Source organism: Pontiella sulfatireligans, from assembly GCF_900890705.1.
GTDB lineage: Bacteria > Verrucomicrobiota > Kiritimatiellia > Kiritimatiellales > Pontiellaceae > Pontiella > Pontiella sulfatireligans.
The window spans coordinates 691,449-710,448 of sequence record NZ_CAAHFH010000001.1 but is presented as its reverse complement, the minus strand read 5'-3'; the positions used below and the strand labels follow the sequence as shown (position 1 = coordinate 710,448).

18 protein-coding genes are annotated in these 19,000 nt (G+C 54.4%); 8 read left to right on the top strand and 10 right to left on the bottom strand.

Translation table 11 applies throughout. The annotated features are described in order from the left end of the window. Window positions 1-66: 66 nt before the first annotated feature. Window positions 67-1,782, top strand: coding sequence for a sodium:solute symporter family transporter (locus SCARR_RS02620; RefSeq protein WP_136059964.1), 1,716 nt, complete (start codon window positions 67-69; stop codon window positions 1,780-1,782). A gap of 18 nt (window positions 1,783-1,800) precedes the next feature. After that, window positions 1,801-3,654: an FAD-dependent oxidoreductase gene (locus tag SCARR_RS02615; protein WP_136059963.1), complete on the top strand. Its 1,854-nt coding sequence runs from the start codon at window positions 1,801-1,803 to the stop codon at window positions 3,652-3,654. A 25-nt stretch (window positions 3,655-3,679) separates the two neighbouring features. Here the strand turns inward: SCARR_RS02615 and queF are convergent, their stop codons facing one another. The 3 genes from queF to SCARR_RS02600 are packed head-to-tail and all read right to left on the bottom strand — an operon-like array spanning window position 3,680 to window position 4,777. Next, a complete protein-coding gene (gene queF / locus SCARR_RS02610) occupies window positions 3,680-4,096 on the bottom strand; it encodes a preQ(1) synthase (RefSeq protein WP_136059962.1) in 417 nt (138 codons plus the stop codon). Then, window positions 4,093-4,314, bottom strand: a complete 222-nt coding sequence (locus SCARR_RS02605; protein ID WP_136059961.1) for a hypothetical protein — start codon at window positions 4,312-4,314, stop codon at window positions 4,093-4,095. Before SCARR_RS02605 ends, queF begins: the two co-directional genes overlap by 4 nt. Beyond that, entirely contained in the window at window positions 4,307-4,777 is a 471-nt protein-coding gene (locus SCARR_RS02600; protein ID WP_136059960.1) for a type II toxin-antitoxin system VapC family toxin, read from the bottom strand. The genes SCARR_RS02605 and SCARR_RS02600 overlap by 8 nt, the downstream gene beginning before the upstream one ends. A gap of 144 nt (window positions 4,778-4,921) precedes the next feature. On the opposite strand from SCARR_RS02600, the gene SCARR_RS02595 reads away from it, so the two are divergent. Continuing rightward, window positions 4,922-5,713, top strand: a complete 792-nt coding sequence (locus SCARR_RS02595) for a rhomboid family protein (protein WP_136059959.1) — start codon at window positions 4,922-4,924, stop codon at window positions 5,711-5,713. An 85-nt stretch (window positions 5,714-5,798) separates the two neighbouring features. Here the strand turns inward: SCARR_RS02595 and uvrB are convergent, their stop codons facing one another. From uvrB to SCARR_RS02580, 3 genes are all read right to left on the bottom strand, one after another. Next, complete coding sequence (gene uvrB / locus SCARR_RS02590; RefSeq protein WP_136059958.1) at window positions 5,799-7,772, bottom strand: excinuclease ABC subunit UvrB; 1,974 nt, start codon at window positions 7,770-7,772, stop codon at window positions 5,799-5,801. 88 nt (window positions 7,773-7,860) lie between these two features. After that, on the bottom strand, window positions 7,861-8,160 hold the full coding sequence (locus SCARR_RS02585) for a helix-turn-helix domain-containing protein (protein ID WP_136059957.1): 300 nt from the start codon (window positions 8,158-8,160) through the stop codon (window positions 7,861-7,863). Next, the gene (locus SCARR_RS02580; protein ID WP_136059956.1) at window positions 8,157-8,507 is read right to left on the bottom strand and encodes a type II toxin-antitoxin system RelE/ParE family toxin; all 351 of its coding nucleotides are present in this window, start codon (window positions 8,505-8,507) and stop codon (window positions 8,157-8,159) included. The genes SCARR_RS02585 and SCARR_RS02580 overlap by 4 nt, the downstream gene beginning before the upstream one ends. Before the next feature lie 171 nt (window positions 8,508-8,678). On the opposite strand from SCARR_RS02580, the gene SCARR_RS02575 reads away from it, so the two are divergent. Beyond that, window positions 8,679-10,214, top strand: a complete 1,536-nt coding sequence (locus SCARR_RS02575) for a sulfatase family protein (RefSeq protein WP_136059955.1) — start codon at window positions 8,679-8,681, stop codon at window positions 10,212-10,214. A gap of 87 nt (window positions 10,215-10,301) precedes the next feature. After that, a complete protein-coding gene (locus SCARR_RS02570; protein WP_136059954.1) occupies window positions 10,302-11,849 on the top strand; it encodes an arylsulfatase in 1,548 nt (515 codons plus the stop codon). 73 nt (window positions 11,850-11,922) lie between these two features. Here the strand turns inward: SCARR_RS02570 and SCARR_RS02565 are convergent, their stop codons facing one another. Both SCARR_RS02565 and rhuM read right to left on the bottom strand, forming a co-directional pair. After that, window positions 11,923-12,471: a cob(I)yrinic acid a,c-diamide adenosyltransferase gene (locus tag SCARR_RS02565; protein ID WP_136059953.1), complete on the bottom strand. Its 549-nt coding sequence runs from the start codon at window positions 12,469-12,471 to the stop codon at window positions 11,923-11,925. Window positions 12,472-12,485: 14 nt separating this feature from the next. Further along, a complete protein-coding gene (gene rhuM / locus SCARR_RS02560; protein WP_222846151.1) occupies window positions 12,486-13,244 on the bottom strand; it encodes a Fic family protein in 759 nt (252 codons plus the stop codon). Window positions 13,245-13,589: 345 nt separating this feature from the next. Here rhuM and SCARR_RS02555 point away from each other — a divergent pair, with 345 nt between their 5' ends. The 3 genes from SCARR_RS02555 (at window position 13,590) to SCARR_RS02545 (ending at window position 17,279) form a co-directional block, all read left to right on the top strand. Beyond that, the gene (locus tag SCARR_RS02555; protein ID WP_136059951.1) at window positions 13,590-15,176 is read left to right on the top strand and encodes a Na+/H+ antiporter NhaC family protein; all 1,587 of its coding nucleotides are present in this window, start codon (window positions 13,590-13,592) and stop codon (window positions 15,174-15,176) included. Further along, window positions 15,173-16,519 (top strand): MFS transporter, encoded by a 1,347-nt coding sequence (locus tag SCARR_RS02550; protein ID WP_136059950.1) that lies wholly within the window; start codon window positions 15,173-15,175, stop codon window positions 16,517-16,519. The genes SCARR_RS02555 and SCARR_RS02550 overlap by 4 nt, the downstream gene beginning before the upstream one ends. Before the next feature lie 67 nt (window positions 16,520-16,586). Further along, window positions 16,587-17,279: a hypothetical protein gene (locus SCARR_RS02545; protein WP_136059949.1), complete on the top strand. Its 693-nt coding sequence runs from the start codon at window positions 16,587-16,589 to the stop codon at window positions 17,277-17,279. 16 nt (window positions 17,280-17,295) lie between these two features. Here the strand turns inward: SCARR_RS02545 and SCARR_RS02540 are convergent, their stop codons facing one another. Continuing rightward, window positions 17,296-17,751, bottom strand: coding sequence for a YehS family protein (locus tag SCARR_RS02540; RefSeq protein ID WP_136059948.1), 456 nt, complete (start codon window positions 17,749-17,751; stop codon window positions 17,296-17,298). 111 nt (window positions 17,752-17,862) lie between these two features. Next, window positions 17,863-18,912: a fatty acid desaturase gene (locus tag SCARR_RS02535; RefSeq protein ID WP_136059947.1), complete on the bottom strand. Its 1,050-nt coding sequence runs from the start codon at window positions 18,910-18,912 to the stop codon at window positions 17,863-17,865. Window positions 18,913-19,000: the final 88 nt, after the last annotated feature.

Below are 19,000 nucleotides of genomic sequence, written 5' to 3'. Positions count from 1 at the left end.
AAAGACTATTTTCGAGCCTCTTCGTGTCCTTTGAGTCTTTGTGTTTAAAATTTGATTAGGATCTTAATGCAAACTGCTGACTACATCGTAATCGTTCTCTACATCATCGGCATTGTTGGCGCCGGCATGGTGTTTGCCGGAAAGATGAAAAGCTCCAAGGATATGTTTGCCGCCGGCGGTCAGTCGCCGTGGTGGGTGTCCGGGCTGTCCGGCTTCATGACCATGTTTTCCGCCGGCACCTTCGTGGTGTGGGGCGGCATTGCCTACAAGTATGGTTTTGTGGCCGTCGTGATCAACATGTGCTACGGCGTGTCGGCCATGCTCGTCGGCTGGTTTCTGGCCGGCTACTGGCGCAAGCTCGGGGTCAATTCGGCGGCGGAGTTTCTGCAGTTGCGCTTCGGCGGATCGATCGTTCAGTTCTACACCTGGTTTCAAGGCACGGTCGGCATCTTTGCCGTCGGCGGTGCCATCTATGCGTTGTCCAAAATCGTCTGCGCACTGATGCCGTTGCCGGTGGGTCATCTGCTCGCGGATCCAAATACCGGCATGCTGTCGGTGCCCTTTGTTTCGGTCATGTTGTGCGTGATGGTGATTCTGATCACCTTTTCCGGCGGCCTTTGGGCGGTACTGATGACCGACGTACTGCAGTTTGTCATTCTGGTGGTTTCCGTCATCTTTGTCGTTCCGCTGATTTTGATGAAAGCCGGCGGATGGAGTTCGTTCATCGAAAAAGCACCGGAAGGTTTTACATCGCCAGTTGCCGCGGATTTCACGTGGTGGTTTATGGCCGGCTGGGTGATCATCCACTTTTTTAAAATCGGCGGAGAGTGGGGGTTTGTCCAGCGCTATACCTGCGTGCCGACCGCAAAGGATGCCAAAAAAGCGGCGTTCATTTTCGGTGCGATGTATCTGATCAGTCCGCTGTTCTGGATGCTTCCGCCGCTGGTCTTCCGTGTGCTCAACCCCAATGTGGACGTTGAGCAGGCCTACATCCTTTCCTGTAAGTTGGTGCTGCCCGCAGGCATGATGGGGCTAATGATTGCTGCGATGGCTTCAGCCACGGCGAGTGCGGCGACCTCGCAGCTGAATGTGTTCGCCGGTGCCTTTACAACGGAGGTGTATCAACGCCTGCTGAAACCCGGAGCTTCCGACAAGCAGATGGTACAGGCCGGACGCGTCTTCACCATCGTTCTTGGAGGAGTGGTGATTGCCGGAGCGCTGTTGATTCCTCGCTACGGATATACGCGTTTCATTCTCGACCTCACAACGCTCCTGACCGGTCCGCTGGTGCTGCCAACCATCTGGGGCCTCTTTTCGAAAAAGATCGGCATCAAAGCCGTCTGGGGAACAACGCTCGTTGGTTTTGCCGCCGCAGCGATCGTAAAGTTCGGACTTACAGACGGTGGCTTCCTTGCAGGCGTTGGCTTCCTCGAACCGCTTTCTGAATGGGTGGTTTCTCATATGCGCATCGCCGACCTGACCTCTGGTATCTTGGTGCCCTTTATTGTGTTGGTGATCCTTGAACTCACCGAAAAGCACGAGCATCCCGGCTGGCAGCGGGTGATGAATTCCAAGCAGGCGTTCCATGAAACCGAAGCCGTTCAGACCTCTACCATGCCTGCCGTCATGGTGGCCATTACGCTGGCGGTAATTGGTGTTATGATGACCATTCTGGCTCTGATCAACCGGGCTGAAATGAAAGTCCTGCTGAGCTTTGCTTTGACGCTATACGCGATTGTCGCCGTTGTTTTCTTCGCCATTCGTAAAGCAGGAAAAAACTGATTTCAGGAGATATTAACTATGAGTGAGGGTGAAGATTTTGCCGGTTTGACCGACCGGAGCAGGGATCAATGGCTCCAGATGGGCACCGGAAAGATGGGTACGCCCATCCGCAAAAAGACCATGGATTTTGAGGTGGCCGTTATGGGTGGCGGCATGGCCGGAATTTGCGCGGCGGTGTCCGCTGCGCGCAACGGGGCCAAGGTGGTGCTGGTTCAGGACCGGCCGATGCTGGGCGGAAACGCTTCCAGCGAACTCCGCGTTATTGTACACGGCGTGACCCGTCTGACGAGCGGACTGCCCGAACGTGAAACCGGCATCATTGAGGAGATCCATCTGCACAACCGCTTCTGCAACGAACAGGAATCGTGGACGGTATGGGACCATGTGCTCTACGACTTCGTGACCCGCGAGCCGAACATTACCCTGATCCTCAACACCCAGGCGATTCAGGCAAAAACGGCGGACTCCAAAATCGTATCTGCGATCTGCTGGCAGCTCTGCACGGAAACCGTTCTAACCATCAATGCCGACCTGTTCATCGACTGCTCCGGCGATGGCCTGCTGGCCGCTACGGCCGGTGCGCTCTACCGGACCGGGCGTGAAGCCTCCGCCGAGTTTGGCGAGCAATACGCTCCTGAAGCGGCGGATGGCTGGCAGATGGGGGCGACCATTTTGCTCTCATCCAAGGACATGGGCAAGCCGACCTCGTTCAAGGCGCCGCCGTTTGCCATTGAATATGAAGCGGACAAATCACACCCAGACCGGGCCATCCTTCCGTTTGACGAAGGGTTCTGGTGGGTCGAAGTTGCAAATGAACACGACATCATCGGTGATGCAGAGGTAGATCGCCAGAAGCTGATGGGCTATGCCTACGGCGTATGGGACTACGTGAAGAATTCAGGCAAGTTCCCAGAAGCCGCCAACTATTCGCTCGACTGGGTGGGCTCGTTGCCGGGGCGTCGCGAGTCCCGACGCTTTATCGGCGACTATATTCTCTCTGAGCCGGACCAGCTCAGACACATGCATTTTGAAGACGCCGTGGCGTTCGGTGGATGGCCGCTGGACGAACATAATCCAGGCGGGATTGAAAACCTGCCGGAACCTCCGAGCTATTTCCATGAACATTTCAGCCGTGTCTATGAAATCCCATATCGGTGCCTGTATTCCAAAAACATTTCGAACCTGCTGTTTGCAGGAAGAAATGTGAGCCAAACGCATGTGGCGCTTTCGTCTTCTCGCGTGATGGGAACCTGCTCCACGATGGGGCAGGCCGTCGGCACGGCAGCGGCGCTCTGTTTGGAGAAAGGGGTTGCCCCGCGCGAATTAGGGCAGAACCATATGGATGAGCTGCAGGAACAGCTGCTGCGCGATGACGCCTTTATTCCGCTTCGCTCTGCAAAGGATCCGAAGGATCTGGCAAAGACGGCGGCGCGCATCTCCGCATCTTCCACTCTTTCCGGCGATGTGAAGCTGCTGACCGACGGCATGGCGCGGGATGAAGAGCACTTCATTCATCACTGGGAGTCAGATGGCCTGCCGGCGGAAGTCACGCTCGAATGGGACAAGGCGGTTCCGCTTTCAACCGTTGAAATAAAGTGCGACACCAACGTAAAGCGCAACATTATGATGCTCAAGAACCCGCAGGAGAATAAAGCCTTCACGAGTGTTGTTCCTCGGGAAATGCTGAAGTCGCTGGAGCTTCAGGCGCTTGTCGATGGAGAATGGCTCCGCATCGGCTTAAACGACGACAACCAAAGACGCCTGATCAAGTTCCAGTTTGATTCAATCAAGGCAACGGCAATCCGGATCCATATGAAAGAAACCTTCGGAGCACAAAACGCCAAGCTTTTCGAGATCCGCAGCTATGCCTGATGAAAGAGGGAGCCTGATCCGAAAACTAGGCTTCAGCCGAATCAATCTTTACGGCCGAGGTGATGCCGCCGCGCGCAGTGAAGTCGCCGTTCACTACCAGCCGCCGTGGTTTCAGCAGGGCTTCGAGATCGGTGTAGATGCGGTTGACGATTTCTTCGTAGAACGTACCGGTCTGGCGGAACGAGAAGAGATAGAGCTTCAGCGACTTGCTTTCTACGCATAGCTCGCCCGGAATGTATTCGATCGTAATCGTCGCAAAATCGGGTTGCCCGGTGATGGGGCAGAGCGAGGTGAATTCCGAGGTCTGGAACGTGATCCAATAGTTTCGCTGCTGGTTCGCGTTTTCAAAGGTTTCAAGCTCCGCTTCGTCCGGCGTGGTCGGATAGCGCATTTCGCCTTTTTTCAGCAGGGTCAGGCCTGTCAGTTTAGTTTCGTTGGTCATGGTTCTTTCGTTTCGTTTGCGGTGGTTTCATATGTTGGGGGAGTTTCGCACACGGCTATGGGTGCGCGCGACTCCTCTTTCGTCTTAAAATAGTTTACAATTTCTTTCGGGCTCATTCCTCTGGTCTCTTCATAGATGCGCAACTGGGCGCGGCGTTTCATTTCAACGCAGTCAAAATCATGGATAGGGGGGAAGTTTTTCCAAAAAGCTTCATTCATCGAAATCCACCTCCTTGGGGCTGATAATTGTAATGATGCCGTAGCCGTTTTTGAGGTTCACCGCGTTGTATCCCTTAATTTTGTCCAAGCGGACAATGTGCTTGAAGTTCCATGATACGATGGCGTCGGCTCTGCCAACTGTCGCGGCCGCCACGTGCAGGGTGTCGTCCAGCCACTGGGGGCCAACGATTCCTGCATCCAAATAGGCCTGGCTTAGCTCCGAGATTTCCTCCGTTAGGTCGATTTTGGTTTTCGCGCTATCCGAAATTGCGGTAAACAACGCCTGAACACGTTCGGGAGCATCCACCAGCTCTTCTTCAAGTGCAGGCGAATAGAGCAACTCTGCGACGCCGCTTAAAACAGCATCGATAACCCGTCGCGAATCGCGGTCGAATCCTTCGCGAATATCAAAAGCGCCACCGAACACCGACGTGTCCAAATAGAGTTTCCACTTGTGTTTCATGGCGTTCATCATATCCCGCCCTTGAAAATGGGCAAGCCCGATATTCAACGCAACGCGGGGTTTTGTGTCGATAAGTTAAGCGCGTTGCAAGATTGACCGCAACGGCGGGTTTCGGTCTACTCGGCTGGATTTTGAAAGGAACACATGTATCAGAATGAACCTCAGGATATTGGAAGCATGCGCGGGATCACGCCCGCGGTTCGGTTTTTGATTATCCTAAATGTTGTTGTTTATATATTGGAATATCTCTTCCATTTGCCGATCGCCAACCTGTTTGCGCTGCCCGCCGTGTGGTGGAAAACGCTGTCGTTCGGCCAGCTGTTCACCTACATGTTTGTGCACGGCAGCTTTTCGCACATTCTGATGAACATGATGGGCCTATTCTTCATCGGCCCAACCATGGAACGAAGGCTCGGCGCCTACCGCTTCTTCATCCTCTACTACATCAGCGGCATTCTCGGCGGGTTGGGCTGGTCGCTTCTGGCGAGTCCGGGCCAGTACTGCGTCGGCGCATCCGGTGCGGTTATGGGTATCCTCGGCGCATTTGCGGCGCTCTATCCCCATGCCAAGGTCGTGCTGATTTTCCTGCCGTTTTATCCCATCAAGGCCTGGATACTCGTCTCCGTGCTTATTGGATTTGAGTTTTTCCAAACCTTCGTGCATCCGGTCTTTGGCGGCATCGCCAACGCCGCGCATCTGATGGGTGGCATTGCCGGCTTCTGCTATGCCTATTCAATAAAGAACCCGAACTTCATCGGGCAGCTTAAGAACAAGCTGGGGAAAGGCGGAAAATCCAAGCCTAAGCCCAGCTCAGCCTCAAGCGCCGCAAAGCTATCCAAAGAGGACATCGATCGCATTCTCGATAAAATCGGCAAAGAGGGCATGGGCGCACTCACGCCCCGCGAACGCGAGATGCTGAAAGCAGCCACGCGTTGAAAAAAATCTAACGCAAAGGTGCCAAGACCGCTAAGACTCGCAAAGGAAAGCTTTGCGAAACTCCCTAGCCTTTGAGTCTTTGCGTTTATTCTTTCTGTTTTAAGGCTTTAATCTGGTCGCGCAGGACGGCGGCGCGTTCATACTCCAGCGCTTCGGCGGCTTCGACCATTTCCTGCTCCAGTTGGTGGATGATTTCGCCGACGGTATAATCCACGCCGTCCTCGGCCACGGCTAGTTCGACCGTTTCTTCCGCGGTTTCGTAGATGGTCTTCAGGCTGTCCGCAATGCTCTTGGTGATGGCCCGCGGAACAACGCCGTGCTCTTCGTTGTAGGCGCGCTGCCTTTGGCGACGGTGATCGCATTTGTCCATCATGCGCTGCATCGAGTCGGTAATCTTTTCGGCATACATGATGACGAGGCCGTCGATGTGCCGCGCGGCGCGCCCGGCGGTTTGCACCAGCGCGGTTTCGGAACGCAGAAAGCCTTCCTTGTCCGCGTCGAGGATGGCGACGAGCGAGACTTCCGGCAGGTCGAGCCCTTCGCGCAAAAGGTTGATGCCGATCAGGCAATCGAATTTGCCGCCCCGCAGGTCGCGCAGGATATCGACTCGTTCGAGCGCTCCGATGTCGGAATGAAGGTATTGCACCTTGAGTCCCGTCTTTTCCAGATATTCGCTCAGATCTTCCGCCGTGCGCTTGGTGAGCGTGGTTACCAGCGTGCGCTCGCCGCGTTCGGCGCGGAGCCGGATTTCCTCCATCAGATCGTCGATCTGGTTTTTGAGCGGGCGCAGCTCCACCGGAGGATCGATGATTCCGGTCGGCCGGATAATCTGTTCGATCGGCGTTCCGCCGTGCTCCTTCTCAAAGACGCTGGGCGTGGCGGAAAGGAAAATCATTTGGTTGGTCACCGATAAAAACTCATCAAAATTCATGGGCCGGTTGTCGAGTGCCGAGGGCAGGCGGAAGCCATGTTCGACCAGCGTGCCTTTGCGCGCCTGGTCGCCGTTATACATGCCCCGAACCTGGGGAAGGGTCACGTGCGATTCGTCAACAATGGTCAGGAAGTCGCCCGAAAAATAGTCCAGCAGGCATTCCGGACGATCGCCGGCATTCCGGCCGGCGAGGTGGCGGGAATAGTTTTCGATGCCGCCGCAAAACCCGATTTCCTTCATCATTTCCAAATCATATTCGGAGCGCATCTTGATCCGCTGTGCCTCGATCAACCGGTTTTCGCGCTCGAACACGGCAACCTGCTGCTCCATCTCTTGGCGGATGGCCACGAGGGCGGCGTCGATCTTGGTTTGCGGCATCACAAAGTGCTTGGCCGGCGAAACCATGATGTGGTCGAGCGTTTCGAACGTGTCTCCGGTCAGCGGATCTATCTTCTTGATCGCTTCAATTTCATCGCCCCAGAATTCGAGGCGGATGCCGTAGTCTTTGGCGTAGGAGGGGAAGATGTCGAGCGTATCGCCGCGTACGCGGAATTTACCAGGGCCGGGCTCGTAGTCGTTGCGCTCATACTGGATTTCAACGAGCTTCTTAAGCACCGCATCGCGGTCTGCCGTTTCACCGACCTTTGCGCCGACGACCATTTTTTTATAGTCCTCCGGAGACCCCAGTCCGTAGATGCAGGAGACCGAGGCCACAATGATGACGTCCTCGCGGTTGAGCAGCGCGTCGGTCGCCGCCAAACGCAGCCGCTCAATCTCCTCGTTGATTGCGGAGTCTTTCTCAATGAAGGTATCGGTCTGCGGAATGTAGGCCTCGGGCTGGTAGTAGTCGTAGTAGGAGACAAAGTATTCCACCGCGTTGTGCGGGAAGAACGCCTTCAACTCGGCATAGAGCTGCGCCGCCAGCGTTTTGTTGTGCGACAGCACCAGGGTGGGGCGGCCAAGGCGGGCAATGGTGTTAGCGATCGTGAAGGTCTTGCCGGAACCCGTTACGCCTTCCAAGGTTTGGAACTTTCGCCCCTTGGCCAAGCCCGCGCACAGCTTCTCAATCGCCTCCGGCTGGTCGCCGGTCGGCACAAAATCCGCAACTAACTGGAAGGTGTTGTTCATAGAAGTTTTTGACGGGATAACAGGATGGACAGGATTTTCACATGGCAAGATCCGATCCTGTAAATCCTGTTATCCCGTCTAAATAAAGTTAGGCGTGGAGTTCGATTTCGACCTTCATGCCAACTGCCCGCGCATATTTGTTAAGCGTGGCGAGCTTCATGTTTTCGGGGTGGTTTTCCAGACGCGACACAAAGGAGCGGTTCACCTGCATCCGCTCGGCCACCTGGTCCTGTGTCAGCCCCGCCACCTTCCGGGCTTCGTAGAGTTGGGCCTGGAGGCGAAGCTCTTCAACGAGCACCTTTACATCGGTGTCAAAATCGGGATCGGCAGCGCATTGTTCTGCGTACCACTCATCAAAAGATTTGCCCAGTCGCTTGGTTTTACTCATTGTGCTTGTCTCCTGAAATAATCCTTCTTCCGGGCCTCAGCAGTCTTGATCTCCTGCCTCGGCGTTTTTTGTGTTTTCTTCTGGAATCCACTGGCCACGACGATCAGTTCGGAGCCGTGGAAAAAGCAGAGCAACCGAAAAATATTTCCACCCTGTTTAATCCGAATTTCCCAAAGCCCGTCCGTAGCCGTCATTTTCCGAAACAGGTGTTCCGGGTTGGTGTCGTTTTGGATGTGCATGAATCCGGCCGCAACCGCTTTGCGGACCTGTACAGTTTGTTTCCTCAGAAACTTTTCAACGGGCGACGCTCCCTCCGCCGTTTCATAGAAAGTAATTTTCCGTTTCATATTCAACAAGCTCGAACGTAACGCTAAAGTTACGTTGTGTCAACGCGGTTTCGAGTTCTGTCTCGGTCGTTGGTTGTCTAATTGCCCACAACTAAGTGGAAAGGCTTGTCCATTTGTGCGAGAGTACACGCGTTGATTAAGAATAAAAGCAAAGCGATAGGGGGTAGGGTTATGAAACGGTTTTTTCTTTTGTGTTCGGCCATGTTGGCCATATCGGTAGTTCAAGCGGCAAAGCTTCCAAACGTTGTCGTTATTTATGCGGACGACATGGGCTTTGGCGATCTCGGGGCCAATAATCCGGAATCCAAGATTCCAACGCCGAACCTTGATCAGCTGGCGGACCAAGGGATGCGCTTTACCGACGGGCACAGCTCGTCGGGCATCTGCACACCGAGCCGCTTTGCGCTGCTGACCGGGCAGCACCATTGGCGACGGTTCCACGGGATTGTGAACGCATTCGGCGAATCCGTTTTTGAGCCGGACGATTTTACGCTGGCGAAAATGTTCAAGAGCAAGGGATATAATACGGCAGCCGTCGGCAAGTGGCACCTCGGTTGGAACTGGGACGCACTAAAGATTGACGACACAGCGAACACCACCGTTGAGCAATGGGGCAAGAAAAAGAAGGCCTACAAGCCGGAGGCTTTTGATTGGAGCAAGCCGATTCCTAACGGCCCGCTGGCTCAGGGCTTCGACTATTATTTCGGTGATGGAACCATCAACTTTCCCCCCTATTGCTTTGTCGAGAACGACCGGGTGACGGAAGTGCCAACGGTCATGATGGATACGAAGCTCTTCAAGGAAATACCCGAGGGCAACTGGGAATTCCGCCCAGGGCCGATGGTTGAAGGCTGGAACCCCTACAAGGTGCTGCCCACACTGGCTGACAAGGCGGTTGCCTGGATTGGTAAACAGAAAAAGGAGCAGCCGTTCTTTCTCTACTTCGCATTTCCTTCGCCACATGCGCCGATCATTCCGAACGATGAATACCGCGGAAAGTCCGAGGCCGGGCCCTATGGCGACTTTGTGGTCGAAAGCGATGCCATGGCCGGGAAAATTTTCCAGGCTCTGGAAGCCGGTGGCTTTTCCAAGAATACGATCGTGGTGTTCACCGCCGACAACGGCCCCGAAAAATATGCCTACGAGCGCCAGAAAAAATTTGGCCATTGGAGTTCCGGTCCGTCGCGCGGCCTCAAGCGCGATGTTTGGGAAGGCGGCCACCGCGTTCCGTTCGTGGTCAGCTGGCCGGGAAAAGTTAAACCCGGTATGGTGTCGGACGAAACCGTCAGCCAAGTTGATCTCGCCACTACCTTTGCAAAAGTAATTGGCTACGACATGACCTCGACCGAGGCCGTCGACAGCTACAATCTGCTGCCCGTGCTGGAAGAAAAGAAATACAGCCAGCCGCTGCGCAAAGCCACCGTGCAAAACACATTCGACAAAGCATTTGCATTGCGCCAAGGCGATTGGGTCTACATCGATGCCAAGTCGGGCGAGCATTCCAAGAGTCCGGCTTGGTTCAACGAAGAGCGCGGCTACGGCAAGGATGCAACGCCGGGACTGCTCTACAATCTGAAGGACGATCCGGCGCAGCATGTTAACCTATATGCCAGCCACCCCGAAAAAGTTGGCGAAATGAAAGCGTTGCTGGAGCGCTACAAAGGCGGCGAAGGCTGCGCCCCGCATGCGAAAAATAGTAACCACTAATTTTCACTAATCTCCACTAATTCAAGGGAAGGAATGATTAGTGTGAATTAGTGTAGATTAGTGGTTAAAAAACCGAAGGACTGGACGATGAAAAGGTTTCTGTTGACAAGTATAGTGGTCTGTCTTGCATGTTCGGCTGGTGCCGTCGACAGGCCGAACATTCTTTTGATGATGGTCGATGATCTGGGGTTTTCCGATTTTGGTTGCTACGGCTCGGAGATCGAAACACCGCGGATTGATGCACTGGCCGTAGAGGGACTGCGCTTTACCCAATTCTATAACACGGCAAAATGCCACTCGTCGCGCGTTTGTCTGTTGAGCGGGCTTTACTGCAACCAGGCCGGCAACCAGAAGCTCAAGCGCGCAACCACGATCGCCGAGGTGCTTGGCAAGGCCGGTTACTTTACCTCGATGGCAGGCAAGTGGCATCTCGACAAGCAACCGACCGACTTTGGGTTTCAGCGCTATTGGGGTCATCTTTCAGGTGCGACCGACTATTTTGTCGGCGACAAAACCTTCCGGCTCAACGGCGAAGTGTGGAACGAATTTGATGAAGATTTCTACACCACCGACGCCAATGTCGATTGGTCGATGAAGTTTATTGATGAAGCACTGGAGAGCGGCAAGCCGTTCTTTCACTATATTGCCTTCAACGCGCCGCACTATCCATTGCAGGCACCCAAGGCGGACATTCAGAAATATCTCGGCCGCTACGACGACGGCTGGAAGCAGATCCGAAAAACGCGCTTTGAAAAACAGAAACGTCTCGGCATCTTTCCGGCGGACATGCCGCTTCCCCCTATGCCGGAGCATGTTCCTGAATGGGCAACGATGACCGATCAGGAGCGCGAGTTTGAAGGCTTCCGCATGTCCATTTTCGCAGCGATGGTGGACCGGGTGGACCAAAACATTGGCCGGATCATCGACTATTTGAAGAGCAAAGGTCAGCTGGACAATACGCTTATCATCCTGTGCTCCGACAACGGGGCCTGCCCGTTTGAGCGCAGCAAAAACATCGATATTCCGCCGTGGGAGGGAAAGTCGTTCTACCTATACGATGCGAGCTGGGCGACCGTCGGCAACACGCCGCTGCGCCACTACAAACAAACCCAGCACGAAGGAGGCATCTCTTCGCCGCTGATCGTTCACTGGCCTAAGCACATCAAAAACAAGGGTGGCTGGGAGCGGGATCCCGGCCATTTGGTCGACATCATGGCAACGTGCATCGAGGTCGGTAATGCGAATTACCCAGTCGCGGAAAATATCGAACCGTTGCAGGGCAAGTCGTTGGCGCCGCTTTTCCAAGGATTGGAAAGGGCGGGGCACAACGAAATCTATTTCCAATTCACTTCCTGCCGCGCCCTGCGCCAAGGCGACTGGAAGATCGTCAGCTTCTACGGCCAAAAGTGGGAGCTCTACAATATTGCCGACGACCGCTGCGAGCAGATCGACCTCGCGGGTAAATTTCCCGAACGCGTTGCTGAAATGTCGGCTCGCTGGCAGGAGCTGGCTAAAAACAAGGACCACTTAGCCGGGAAGCAAATCAAGCCGGTCAGCAACAAGCCTTCAACGCATGCCCAAGGTACGTGGCACAAGAGCAATGTTTCCAAGGATTGGAAGATGCCGCAGTTTTAACGTAGAACGGGCTGCCAGCCCGTTGCGGCAGAGCGGTGCGCGGACGGTGCGGAACATGGGCAGGATGCCCATGCTACGATTTCGGATTCACCCAGAATTCGTCTTCGTTTCCAGAAAGCTTGGCGGCGTAGCGGGCGAGGACGAAGAGCGTGTCGGAGAGGCGGTTGAAGTAGGCCAGCAGGATCGGGTTGACCTCCACGGAGTCGCGCAGGTAGACGAGCCGGCGCTCCACTTTACGCGATGCGGTGCGGGCAAGATGCAGATGCGCGGATGCTTTGCCGCCGGCCGGCAGAATAAAGTTAGTGAGCGGTTCAAGCTCCTTTTCCAGCTCGTCGATCAAATTTTCCATGGCCTGAATGTCAGCCTCGGTGACGAAGGGCAGGCGCTCGTCGTTCCCCACATTGGTGACTTCTGATCCGGCGACAATCAGCAGGCTTTGATATTGCTTGAGAATGCCGTCGAGCCGCTCGTCCTCATTGTAGCTACGCGCCACGCCAATCATTGTATTGCATTCATCGATGGTTCCGTTGACCTCAATGATCGGATCGTTTTTCGGCACGCGCGTTCCGTCGAACCGCCCCGTCTCGCCCTTGTCGCCCGTTTTGGTGAATATCTTTGGCATGAGTAGTCTCCTGGTTAATTCGCAATCAAATTTGTGAGCATTGCCGTGATGACATCTTTTTCCTGCGGACGGCTCTCGGCAATCATCAACGTCATGGCGACGAGTGCGTTGTTGGCAACGCGCTTGTTGCCTGCTTTGTCATAGATCAGCCGGTTTTTGTCGGCGAAGCGCAGAAAGACCGCGGCGGCAATCCGTTTGTTGCCATCGACAAAACTGTGATTTTTGACGAGGAAATAGAGCAGGTGCGCGGCCTTTTCCTCAACCGATGGATAGACGTCTTTTCCGTCGAAGCTTTGCATGACGGCATTGAGCGAGCTGTGCAGGCTCTTGTCTTTCTCTTTTCCGAACACCGCCGAGTCGCCAAACTTTTGGCGCATGGCCTCGATCAGTTTCATGGATTCATCGTACGAAACTGGTTTTGCTTTACGGCGTGATACCTTGCCTAACTCAACCCGTTGATGGTCGTAGTCGTCGAGCAGATCCAATGCAACTGCATATTCGGAGACGGTCTGCAAAAGAATGGAGGCCTCGTCGCCAGACAAGGTTTTCCGCTTGGAGATGTCGGAGGCCAGTTTTAGCGTCTGCTTCAGCTCTTTCAGCCGCTTTTCGTTGATAGTATAGCCCTGCACGATGTGCTGCTTCAGCACATTAGTCGCCCAAATACGAAACTCGGTGCCACGTTGGGATTTGACTCGATACCCAACGGATATTATTACATCCAGGCTATAGAGGGTAACGGGTTTATCCGAACCACTAATATGCATTTTTTGCATATTGCTTTTCGTGGGCAGCTCCCCCTCATTGAAAACATTACGTACATGTCGAGATACTACAGATTGGTCTCTACCAAACAGCTCACACAATTGCGACTGCGACAGCCAAATTGTCTCCTGTTCCAGTTGGGCATCCAACTGAACTGATCCATCCTTGCTTTTATATAGCACCAGCTCCGAAGTTTTCTTCGCCACGCCAAATCTCCTTTAGAATGTGCGCAGTCTAAAGACCGCGCTTCAAAAGCCAAAATCTATTCAGTGCATATTTAAGAGAAATAACGACAGGCTATTTTTCGGGTTTGGGTGTTGAAATTAAAATCAGTAAGGGCAACCTAGCCTCAAACTATGAAAGTCCGCCCCCTTATCGTATTGATTGTTTGGCTGTGCACCTGGCTGGTGGTTCTGACGGATGCCAGCTGGACGGCGCTGTGGCCGAGCGTCGTGGCGCTCGTTTCTGTATTTCTGCTGAACCGGTCACTCTCCGGGCTCCTGATTGGTGCGAGCGCCGGCCTGATTCTTTTGGCGAACGGTAATCCGTTCAACGCATTTGTCTCCGGCTTTTCAGACCATTTGATTCCGGTGCTGCAAAGTGCGTGGAATCTGAGCGTGTTGATCTTCACGTTGCTGCTCGGCGGTTTTGTGGCGCTGCTCGAGAAGGGGGGAGGCATTCAGGCGCTGATGCGCAAATGGTTCAACAACTCGGAAGGGAATACTAAAAGACGCGTGCAGTGGGGGGCGTACTCGCTTGGCCTGATTTGCTTCTTTGACGGGCTGGCCAACAGCATGCTGGTGGGAAAGTCGCTCGCGCCGATGGCCAAGAAAGCCGGCGTCTCCCGTCAGAAAATGGCCTACATTGTGGATTCCACCAGCTCGGCCGTGGCCTGCGTGGCGGTCATCTCTACTTGGATCGCCTATCAGTTGTCGATGATCCGCGAGGGGCTGCTGCAGGTGGACGCGGAGTCAACGGTTCAACCGTTCCAACTCTTTTTGAATTCGATCCCTTTTAACTATTATTGCTGGTTCACCCTGATCCTGCTGGCGGTCGTTATTTCCAAAGATTGGAACATTGGCCCCATGCGCAGGGCCGAGGCCGACGATGCTAATCGGGGAAACAAGCCAACGCCGGAAGTTGAAAGCAACGGTTCGGCGCTGCCGGCGCTGATTCCGCTGACCTTCCTTATAATCGGTTTGCTGATCGGCCTTTACGGCAATGGAGTGGAGGGGAGCTGGTTTCCACTTTCACTCAAAAAGATATCCGATGCCTATGGAAATGCAGATGCTGCGCTGGTGCTGGTCTGCGTCAGCGCGGCGGCCGGAATGCTGGCCTACCTGCTGAACGTTTCAGGCATCCGAAAACTGGGGGAGCACGCCTCGCAGGTTTTTGGCGACGGTGTGTTGAAGCTATTCAATCCGGTGCTGATTCTGATTTCGGCCTGGGTGCTGAGCAGCACGCTCCGCGAGCTTGATGCGGTTCACGTGCTCTCCGGCATGCTCAACGGAAACCTGCCTCCGTCCACGTTCCCTGCGTTGGTCTTTGTGACCGGTGCGCTGATTTCGTTCAGTACGGGCACGTCGTGGGGGACGATGGGCATCTTGATGCCGTTGGCGCTTCCGGTTGCACTGGGCTTTACAGACGGTGCGGTTATCCCGCTAATCCATGGAACGGTGGCGGCGGTGTTCAGCGGCGCTGTGTTCGGCGATCATTGCTCGCCCTTTAGCGACACAACGATTGTCTCTTCCATTTCCTGCGGCATCGAACCGATGGAGCATGTCAGAACGCAGATGCCGTACGCGCTCATTGCGGCGTCCCTAGCGATTCTCATCGGGTTTCTTCCTTCCGGTTTAGGGCTCACTCCGTACGCATCGCTTGCGCTTGGGGTGATCGTCTTGTTTTTTCTGCCGACGCTCCTCCGTGGGAAAATCGATTCATGAAGCTGACTGATCTCCAAGCCATTGCTCGCAACAACATCCGTCGGTTTCTTGTGTTCCGGGTGTTGTTCAACGCGCGGTTCTACTATCCCGTCTTTGCGGTCATCTTTCTGGACTTCGGACTGACGCTGGATCAGTTCGCGATGCTGAATGTCATTTGGGCGACAACGATCATTCTCGCCGAGGTTCCATCGGGCGCATTGTCGGATTTGCTGGGGCGTAAAAAGCTGCTGGTTTTGACAGCGACGCTAATGGTCGCCGAAATGTCGGTATGGGCATTTGCCCCGCGGGGAAACCCAACGTTGCTGTTCTGGGTGCTTGCACTCAACCGGGTACTCAGCGGGCTGGGCGAGGCCTCGGCCAGTGGTTCCGATGAGGCTCTCGTCTATGAGAGCCTAGAAGAAGCGGGCATGAAAGACCAATGGTCGCATGTACTGGAAAAAGCGGCAAAATGGCAGTCCGTTGCATTTATGGTGGCGATGATTACGGGCGGGTTGGTCTATGACCCGGACCTGCTCGGTAGGATCGCATCGCTGTTCGGATTTCAGGGCAGCATCAACAAGGAGGCAACGCTGCGGCTTCCGCTCTATCTAACGCTGCTCTCATCCATCGTATGCTGGTTGAACTGCATCCGGTTTGTGGAGGTGGACGATGGTCACGAATCGAAGCAACTCTCGATTGGCGCCGCTTTCCGGCAAACGTTTGAAGCCGGGCTGTGGATTTTAAAAACACCTTTTGCTTTGATCGTGATTTTGGCCGGCGCATTTCTCGACAGCATTATCCGGATGTTTGTGACACTCAACTCCGAATACTACCGCCTCATCGAGTATCCGGAATATGCGCTGGGCATTCTCGGCGCCCTGATTGCTCTGATGAACTTTGTCATTGCGCCGCTCGCACGGCGTTTGGTCGAGCGGAAGACCCCGGGTTTTGTTTTCGGTGCAGCTGCTCTTGCCGGTCTGATTGGTTTTGCCGGGGTATCGTTTTTTATCCCGTATGCCGGCCTGCTTTTTTCGGGACTATTGTTTGCCGCGTTTACGATCGTTACGTTTTCGCTTTCCTACTACCTCAACCGCATATCGGACAAATCCATGCGCGCCACGATACTCAGCTTCAAGGGCATGGCGTTGAATCTGGGCTATGGATTCATCGGCGTGGTCTACGCCCAGCTTTTGCGTTATCTGGCCCGCTCTCCGGACATGCCAACGGGGTCGAATGAGCTGTTTATCGAAGGCGCTCAATATTTTACGCCATACTTTCTAATCGGGAGCTTGGCCGTGGTTCTGTTTGTCAGGATCGTCTTTCCCCGCGCCACCCAGCTGTCGCCTCAAAAGGTTGATGAATGAACAAAGCGACGGGCCAAGCGGTCAGAGTTGACACAGTTGCTACAATAACGGCGTGGCAGGAGGTTGCATGAAAACACTAATGATCATTGCATTGCTGTGCATCGGATCGTTCGCTTTTGCAGAAGATCTCAGATTGCGGACCGGCGAGGTCTATAAGAACGTAATCATTATTTCTGCGGACCCCGAGCGCATGCTGATTGTGCATGACGGCGGCGGATGTCAAGTGACCTACGCGGCGCTGGCGTCCGACTCATTGACTGAACAGCAACGGAAATCTGTGGAAGAAGGGTTGAGGACCTATGCCCAGCGGAAGGTCCGCCTTGAAAAACTCCAAATGGAGAAGGACGCCTTTGAATTGGCGCAGCTGGGACAAGGCCTGATCCTTTTTGAAGGCAACTGGATGAAACCGGCGGACCGGCAGGAACTGCTGGCCAATCGCGATGCACAGGAACTAGCGTTGGAGCGGTTGAGGATCGATCTTGAAAAACAGAAGGTTGAGCTTCAGAAGGAACAGCTGCTCGCCGAGCAGGAGCGCCGAAAGCTGGAAGGCTCTCCGCGAACGTATTTGTTTTATTCCAGCAGTCCTAGCTACAGCGGGTATTCGCATCGCTACACAAATGATCGTTGGAGCCCCGCCCATTGGAATTCCTGTGGTTCCGGCATCTCCTTTTACGGGGGTGGCGGCTCGGTTTCGTTCAGCGGCAGGTCGTCTTCGTCAACGCGCAATTTTAACCGTGGCTCAGGCCACAAAAAGCGCTAAGCACTGGCACGCGAATCTAGTCTTTTTTGCTGAGGCCGTGGATAAACTTGCGCAGCACTTGTTCGGGGCATTTGCGGTAGTTGCGGTGTCCGTCTTTCCTGAAAAACGAACCGAGCTCGGCCTTGGTGACGACGAATTCCGCATTCTTGAACGTTGCCAGCACGTCCTCCTCCTTCATTTCCAGGGCAATCCGCAGTTTTTTAAGCACCTCATTATTGGAGAGGAATTCGAGAGGCTCGGGCGCTGTGCCGGAGGGATGAGGGCCTCGACGGTCAATGATGAGTCCGTCGAGAAAACGACAGAGCAGGGTGTCAGAAAAGGCCGTGTAGCCCGGCTCATCTTCCCGCTTCAGCCAGTTTGCGACTTCGTCCGCGGTGGTTGCACGTCCGGTACGGGCAATGTTGGCCGCCACTTTGGCGTCGTCGATGTTCAGAGCGTAGCGCAACCGGCGCAAGGTGTCGTTGTTGGTCATGATTAGGTTCCTTTAGAAAGGTAGGGAGTTAAACACAAAGACACCAAGTTCACGAAGCGTATTCCGAATGGCTTTTCTTTGTGTCTTTAGCTGGCCTGCAGAGCGGGTGTTTTATTTCGTTTGATCGGTTTTGCGACGGGCTTTGCGGATCAGCTTCATGGCTTTGAAGCTGATGAGCTTTTTGGTGTCTTCGTCCCAAAGGTGGATGCGGAGCGACTTGAAGCTTTTGCGGAAGCCGAGGGGCTCAATGTGCTGCAGGGCCTGGATTTCGTCGTGGCACGGCTGCAGGTTGTAGTTGGGGATCGACGGATTTAGATGGTGGATGTGGTGCAGTCCAATGTTGCCGGTGAACCATTGAGCCACCTTGGGCAACTTGTAGTAGGAACTGCCTTCAAGCGCGGCTTTCACGGAATCGCGGACATCGTTGCGCGCCCAGTAGACTTCCTCGTACTGGTGCTGCACATAAAAGAGCCAAAGCCCAAGCGTGGCTGCAATGATGGTGATAGGAAGCTGGATCAGCAGGAAGGTTTTATAGCCGATAGCGGTCCAACCCAGCAGGAAGAGCAGAAGCATGGCCAGGTTGGTGATGTAGACGCTCAACCGTCCTTGGTGCTGGATGTCTTTTTGCGAAAAGCGGTGAAAGATAAGAAATACATAAGAGGGGCCAACGCCGAAAAGAAACAGCGGATGGCGGAAAATGCGGTAGGTGATCCGCTTCAGCTTTGGGGCCGAAATATATTCTTCCACCGTTAGCGTCCAAACATCGCCAACCCCGCGGCGGTCCAGGTTTCCCGCCGTGGCATGATGCCTGATGTGGGCTTTGCCCCAGTCCCGGAACGGAGTCGAAGCGAGGACGCCGGTTATGTATCCGGTCAGCGTGTTGGCCCACTTGGATGCAAAAAATGACGAGTGGCAACAGTCGTGGAAAATAATGAATATGCGCACGAGAAAGGGCGCGGCAGCCAAGATCGGAATAAAGCAGAGCCAGCGGGAATACCCATTTTGGAAGCCGTAGACGGCCAAGGCCCAAAGGCAGAAATAGGGAATGAGCGTATCGGCCAACTGCCAAGCTGCTTTGCCTCGGCTTGGCTTGGCGAACTTAAGGATAACTTTGTTCAATGCCTGTCGCGTCAACGGCTCTTCTATAGTGTTTTCGCTCATGCTATCTGTTCCGCTTTCCTGATTTGCAAACTGTAATGTCAGCAATCGCGCTTGCCTCCAAACCCATAAAGTACCCCAAACATACGAT

Bases quoted from the DNA above. Each gene is read 5' to 3' on its own strand.
- SCARR_RS02620 (WP_136059964.1), top strand. From the start codon at position 67: ATGCAAACTGCTGACTACATCGTAATCGTTCTCTACATCATCGGCATT.
- SCARR_RS02615 (WP_136059963.1), top strand. From the start codon at position 1,801: ATGAGTGAGGGTGAAGATTTTGCCGGTTTGACCGACCGGAGCAGGGAT.
- queF (WP_136059962.1), bottom strand. From the start codon at position 4,096: ATGACCAACGAAACTAAACTGACAGGCCTGACCCTGCTGAAAAAAGGC.
- SCARR_RS02605 (WP_136059961.1), bottom strand. From the start codon at position 4,314: ATGAATGAAGCTTTTTGGAAAAACTTCCCCCCTATCCATGATTTTGAC.
- SCARR_RS02600 (WP_136059960.1), bottom strand. From the start codon at position 4,777: ATGAAACACAAGTGGAAACTCTATTTGGACACGTCGGTGTTCGGTGGC.
- SCARR_RS02595 (WP_136059959.1), top strand. From the start codon at position 4,922: ATGTATCAGAATGAACCTCAGGATATTGGAAGCATGCGCGGGATCACG.
- uvrB (WP_136059958.1), bottom strand. From the start codon at position 7,772: ATGAACAACACCTTCCAGTTAGTTGCGGATTTTGTGCCGACCGGCGAC.
- SCARR_RS02585 (WP_136059957.1), bottom strand. From the start codon at position 8,160: ATGAGTAAAACCAAGCGACTGGGCAAATCTTTTGATGAGTGGTACGCA.
- SCARR_RS02580 (WP_136059956.1), bottom strand. From the start codon at position 8,507: ATGAAACGGAAAATTACTTTCTATGAAACGGCGGAGGGAGCGTCGCCC.
- SCARR_RS02575 (WP_136059955.1), top strand. From the start codon at position 8,679: ATGAAACGGTTTTTTCTTTTGTGTTCGGCCATGTTGGCCATATCGGTA.
- SCARR_RS02570 (WP_136059954.1), top strand. From the start codon at position 10,302: ATGAAAAGGTTTCTGTTGACAAGTATAGTGGTCTGTCTTGCATGTTCG.
- SCARR_RS02565 (WP_136059953.1), bottom strand. From the start codon at position 12,471: ATGCCAAAGATATTCACCAAAACGGGCGACAAGGGCGAGACGGGGCGG.
- rhuM (WP_222846151.1), bottom strand. From the start codon at position 13,244: ATGCAAAAAATGCATATTAGTGGTTCGGATAAACCCGTTACCCTCTAT.
- SCARR_RS02555 (WP_136059951.1), top strand. From the start codon at position 13,590: ATGAAAGTCCGCCCCCTTATCGTATTGATTGTTTGGCTGTGCACCTGG.
- SCARR_RS02550 (WP_136059950.1), top strand. From the start codon at position 15,173: ATGAAGCTGACTGATCTCCAAGCCATTGCTCGCAACAACATCCGTCGG.
- SCARR_RS02545 (WP_136059949.1), top strand. From the start codon at position 16,587: ATGAAAACACTAATGATCATTGCATTGCTGTGCATCGGATCGTTCGCT.
- SCARR_RS02540 (WP_136059948.1), bottom strand. From the start codon at position 17,751: ATGACCAACAACGACACCTTGCGCCGGTTGCGCTACGCTCTGAACATC.
- SCARR_RS02535 (WP_136059947.1), bottom strand. From the start codon at position 18,912: ATGAGCGAAAACACTATAGAAGAGCCGTTGACGCGACAGGCATTGAAC.